This is a genomic window from Nostoc sp. 'Peltigera membranacea cyanobiont' 232, from assembly GCF_002245985.1.
Taxonomy (GTDB): Bacteria; Cyanobacteriota; Cyanobacteriia; order Cyanobacteriales; family Nostocaceae; genus Nostoc.
This window is the reverse complement of record NZ_NOLK01000266.1, coordinates 1-6,026: the sequence shown is the minus strand read 5'-3', so window position 1 is coordinate 6,026 and position 6,026 is coordinate 1. Positions and strand designations below refer to the sequence as shown.

1 protein-coding gene is annotated in these 6,026 nt (G+C 45.8%); it reads right to left on the bottom strand.

Annotation, left to right across the window (positions count from 1 at the left end; all coding sequences use genetic code 11):
* Positions 1–144: 144 nt before the first annotated feature.
* The gene (locus CDG79_RS38420; protein WP_094346755.1) at positions 145–5,508 is read right to left on the bottom strand and encodes a CARDB domain-containing protein; all 5,364 of its coding nucleotides are present in this window, start codon (positions 5,506–5,508) and stop codon (positions 145–147) included.
* Between the last annotated feature and the right edge of the window lie 518 nt (positions 5,509–6,026).

Here is a 6,026-nt window from a genome sequence, read left to right as displayed (position 1 = left end):
AATTTCTAAATATCTGAACGCAATGCCTAAAATTTCTTCTTTCTCCCCTGCTCCTCCGCTCCTCTGCACCCCTGCGGCCTCAACGATTTTCCCTTATCAAGCGTGCCATTCTTCTCTGCACCTCTGCGTGAGATAAACGATTCGTTAAACAAAGACGAAACGAGTATCTGTTGCCAAATTAGTGTTACGGTTTAACCCGGTTTCTACAACAGCAATCAATTCCGTTCCATTATTGGTGAAAATGCCCACAGCCGATCTCACTGACCCTAGTGAGTAATTATTAGCAACTCCCTTAAGCTGAATCCGATCGCTTGCTTGGAAGCTGACAATATCGGCATAATCACTGTTGCGGGAACTGGCATAAAAAACTGAAGTGGCATCACCCAAAACGTAAGTATCTGCACCTCCATCGCCGTTGAGAAGGTCGATTTCGTTTGTGCCACCCCCCCAACCAGTTAGGCGATCGCTATCATTGCCACCAGATATGATGTCACTGCCAAGTCCGCCAAAGATTGTGTCATTGCCATCCCCCCCAAGGAGGATATCGATACCGCCTTTACCATCAAGGTAATCATTGCCTGTTCCACCGTCGATTAACTCACTGGTATTAGTGCCGATGACGCGATCGCTCCCAGCTAGGGCATTGACTATGTATTTGTTCAAACCAGTAAGTTGGTCGATAAAGATGATATCGTTGCCAGCTGTCGCCTTATTATTGGCAACAGTCAGGTCAAAGTTATCGCTAACATTGCCACCTTTACCATCAGCCGCCGTGACTGTGACTGCAAAGATGCCGACTTGGGAAATATTGCCGGATATCACACCTGTGTTTGCAACGATACTAGAGCCAGTGGGTAAACCCGCAGCACTGTAGCTGAGGGTATCAGCTAGATCGATGTCAGCAAATTTGTTACTCACATCGAAAGAGAAGGACTTGTTAGTAGAGATAATTTTGTCGTCAAGGGGTTGCACTAGCGTCGGGGCATCGTTGACACCAGTGACGGTGACATTAACGATCGCGGTAGATTGTAAACCTTGACTGTCTGCGATCGCATAACTAAAACTATCACTGGCTGTCTGCCCTTGGGATAGAGAGTTAAAACTTGAGGCTGTGTAAGTCAAGTTTTGCGTAGTTGAGTTAAAGGAAACTTGCCCTTTTGTGCTAGTAGTGTTGACAGAAATGATGTTTTTCGTATCTCCAGCATCGGGATCAGTATCGTTACTGAGCAAGGTGGTATAGAGATTAGATGTCGTTGCGGATTCGGCAACGTTAACTATATCAGCTACGGCTGTAGGTGCTTGGTTCGCAGGTAGATTAAACCGAGCTAGGCTAGGGTCGTGGTCGCTATCCTGATCGGCAAACTCGGAGTTGATGTGAACGACATCATACCCATCCAGTTTGTTGAGCAAGCTATTACTCACCAAAATGTGGTCAAGGGTTTGAGCGTTGCCTTCAAAGTTGTAGGTATAACGCTCATTTTGAGGCAAAGTTTCAATTAAGGAAGTCAGTCCAGCGCTTTCTGCGGTGCTAACAGGGTTGGAAAACTCAAAGTCATTTAAATCACCCGCTACTACTATATTGGCATTGGGGTCGATCGCTAAAATATTCTGGACAAAGTTTTTTACCAACGTCGCTTGTTGCTGGCGCTGTACTTCACTGCTCAAGGTTGGGGGTTGATTTGGCCCGTATAGAGGTTGGTCGCCACCTTTAGAATTAAAGTGGTTGCCAATTACATAAACAGTTTTCCCGTTAAAAGTAAATTGCCCAACTAATGGTTTGCGACTGCTAGTAAAGGCTGAGTTAGTGGGGTCAATCAAACCAGGGCTAGCAGAAACCGTGGGAATACCTCCAACGTTGCTGACTGTGGTGCTGGAGGTAGAAGTACCACCGGGGGTATCTACAAAGCTGACACGATTGGGATTAAATAAGAAGCCGACGCGGATATTTCCACCAGGTTCGCCGCCGTTGGTATCATCTACCGGGTTAATTTGACGATATTGATATGTGGGGCCACCAGCAGCAGTAATTGCATCAATTAATGTTTGGAAGGTAACGCTGGCATCAACTACGCTATCATTCGTCGGCCCGTTATTGTCTTGAATTTCTTCCAGAGAGATGATATCTGGCGATCGCAGGTTATTGACAATGCGGCTGGCAAGGTTGTTAAATTTGGTGGCACCATCACCGATATCAAGATTTTCGACGTTGAAGGTAGCAACTGTCAGTTGGTTAGTGGTGGGAGTTAAATTAGTGACTTCCTTTGTTAGCGTGTTTGAAGTCACTGTAACCGAGGTGGGTAGAACTTCGTAGTTGCTAAAACTATAATCAACCACACCCTTAATCGTGGCGAAAGTTGCACCGACGTTAACCTGCGGTGAGTTACCAGAGGTGAACAGGGTATCATCGATTTGAATCCGCTCTGGATTAAAATCGTTAGGGCTAACGGCGATACCACCGCGGGCTGTGCGTCCGGTAGCATTAGCGCCATTGTCCGCCAGCAACCAAATCTCCCCAAAAGAATTAGTCGGGCTAACTGCGACAGGATTATTTACCTGTACTAGCATTCCTTCCAAGCTTTCGTAGAAATCAATGCCATCTTGGGCAGGATCGAAGGTGGTCGTTCCAGTTTCGATATTACCGTTAGTGTCATTATCAATTACCGAGGTTGGAATAGTTCTGCCGCCATTACCCAAAATCGTCGCAGTTGGTAAAGCATTGCCACTGGAGAGTTTGAGAATTGTGGGGCTAATAATTTCTGTGGTGGTCAAGTTGTTAGCACCAGTAGCGCCACCAGGACGGAATTCGCTCACCGTACCGCCAACAAGTACTGAGTCTCCTATTTGGACAGTTGGGGCTGATGAGGTGAAAACAAAAATCCCTTCGGAGGTGCGATCGTCGCTGTCCGGGTTAGGATCTTGTAAATAGAAGCCATTAGATTTGATGACTGTAACAATTCCTGGTACATCACCTACTTTTTGCCCGTTTAACCCAGAGATGTGAGATGCGCCCTGGATGTCGTGAATCCGAGGAGTGAGGACTACAGCGCCCAGTGTAATACTATCGGTGCGGAATTTTTTGAAATTGTTCTCTGATAAATCTTTAGCTGCTGTGCCGTCGTTGTATAGAACGCTGTTGCCATCATCGCTGACGAATTGAATTTGAGAGGTATTTGTCAAATTATCAGGGATGGTAATAATTCCTTCCGGGTTGAAGCTAGCAGGGAATGTAGCCGCCCGTAATTGCGGTTGGCTATTGGGATTGCCATCCCAAGTGTAGAGGCGGAAATCGTTGGGGGCTGTTCCTGCGTCTCCTGCTGGCCCGGCAATAATCGCGTATTGGTTATTAGCATTTTTGCGAATTTCCCGAATACCCCGACCGCCTAAATCTAATTCGATGGGAGCGCCAAATTGTGCCGAGCCTTGTGTACCACCACTAGCTGATATCAGGCTGGCGAAGTTGGTAACGGGGACAATGAGCGCGTTAGCTCTTCCAGAGGGGGGAACTTGGGGAGCGCGGAAGGCAATATAAGCTGTGGTGTTGTCGGGGGCAATTTCCAACCCTTCGATATTGTATCCATCTGATTGCTTTGACCCGACATTAGTTGCAGCACTAGCAGCCAAGCCGTAGTAATTTGCTCCTTTGCCGTGACCGTTGGTGACATCCCAGTTGATGATGTCTTCTTTTAAAAAGTTGTAGCGACCCACATAGCTGAGTGTGGTGGATGCTCCTGTACCAGTAATATCCGTGGCAAAAATGCGATCGCGGTTAGGACGATTTTTCCCATCATCGCTATTGCTTTGTGACCCCAACCAGAAAATGCGATTACCTACCTTGGTTGAAGCTTCGAGATCCACTTCTCTTAACGCGCCAGAACCGTCAGTCTGTGTCAGTCCTAGAGAGTTTGTAAAGTCAAAACCAGTTACAGGCAGTCCCGACTTGCTGGAATCGTAAAGGCGCAAAACTTGATTTTCATCATCCGCTTCTAAAAAAAATGTCCCACCCACAGGAATGGCTGTAGAAGCATCGCTTGTACCCGTTAAAAATTGAGTTGTAGCAGTACCATTATTCGCCGATGCTGCATAAGCGATCGCATAATTAGCAGTACTACCACCATCACTAACTGTTACTGTAATATTGGCAGTACCAACGCCTACAGGATTAATTTTCAGATTACGGTTGCTGCCAGTGCCAGTTAGTGTAAGATTGCCGTCAGGAACCACAGCCCCATTACTGCTAGTGACTGTTACAGTCAAATTTTCTACAGGAGTATCAGAATCGGCGATGGTAAAGTTTACGCCCAGTGTCTTTGCCGGATCGTTAGCATTGCCAATGGTGCCGCTAATTGCCCCTGTTCCTGTAGTAGCTAAAGCACCGTTAGCATCTAAAAGGTCTGTGGTGCTAGCTGTATCTAGTTGAATAGTTGGTGTTTGTCCCACCACTACATTGTTAACTGTAGTTGCGATCGCAGCAGCACTATTGTTAGTTTCGTCGCTCTCAGCAATGGTGTTGTTCGGATCTACAATTGCCGTACCACTGGCGAGAGTGCCAGCAGAATTAGGGGTGACGCTAACAGTCAAGGTAGCAGTACTACCAGCATTTATGCTGCCACCAGAAAAGGTGACGACACCACCAGATTGGCTAGCAGTAAAGCCGTTGGCAACAGTTGTACCGTTAAAGATTATCCCACTGGGCAAAGTATATTCTACTGAAATGCCGTTGGCATTGGCAGTACCACTGTTACTGACAGTGAGAGTGTAGGTCAGGGGGTTGCCAACAATTACCGGATCGGGGGAATCTGCTTGGCTGATGGTGAGGTCTGGTTGAGAACCTGCACCGCCAGAAACAGTAATGCTACCAGTTGGTAAAGTAGTTGCACCAGCAAACGTCCAGTTAGCGGCATTGTTAATTGCTGCTAACCACTCAGCTTTTGTACCGCTGCTAAGTGTATTGAGATTGAATGCGGCGGAAGTTGCCGAGTTGTTAAACAGAACTGCTGTATTACCAGCCTGAGATAAACCTGGGGCTACATTACCAGTATTTGATGAGGTGGCATCTTCAAATGCACCAGTGTAGTCAATTTGAGAAATGGCTGTAAAACCCGATAATAAAGGGCTTGTACCTGTAGATTGCAAAGCAATGATTTGGTCGCCGTTAGTTAAGCCTGTACCTTGGGAAAGAGATAGATCCGCATAATTACCCGATGCGGGCGGCGCAACTGACCCCGATTTAGCCCAAGTGAAATTAGGTGAAGATGTGTCAATGCTGCGAATAACAGTACCCGCAGGAATATCAATATTAGCAGTAAATTTAATTACATTCTCATTACCATCAGCATCAGTGTTAGATACGCCTCGAAAACCTGAACCAGTCCAGCCATTATCAGTGAAGTAAATAACTGTACCTGAGCCAATAGCAGCCAAGTTAACGAAAGAGAAGGAGTCAGGGCTACCATTATTAATGTAACCAACGATCGCTATATCGCCAGGAGTAAAAATTGTTGATGTCATAAATAGTGCGTGTTTAGTGAGAAATTTTTGTGCGGTCAATCTAACTTGGAGTGCCTCATTGTGGAGACATCTGTATTGGTGCGATTCCTAAATAATTAAAGTTAGATAGATGTAGATTTCATTAGTCAAAATCTGGCAGCGCCAATACTTGAGAATGTAAATGCCATTGTTATTTGTGAGTAAAAAATGCTTGGTGCCAAGATGAACTTTGCAGTCGGGGGATAGGCTGCGCTGATGGCTTGAGCGATCTGGCGATCGCTGTCAGAAAATTGAGTATGTAGCGTAAAATAACTACATTACTTACTAGTATTAATTCTTATTTAGCAAACTCAATTTATCTCAGTAATATTAAGAAACAGCTAGGAAAAGGTTAAAAAAACAAATATTTGGCATGGAGTTGCACTCAGCTAAATAAGCTGTTGTTTTGGGTGCATCCAATTTGTAGGGGCGCACAGCTTGGGCATAGAGATGAAAAGTGCTGACCCGCATTTCTCACAAGTTTGAAATGCAGAGGGGCA

Excerpts from the sequence above, each read along its gene's own strand:
- CDG79_RS38420 (WP_094346755.1), bottom strand. The coding sequence starts at position 5,508 with ATGACATCAACAATTTTTACTCCTGGCGATATAGCGATCGTTGGTTAC.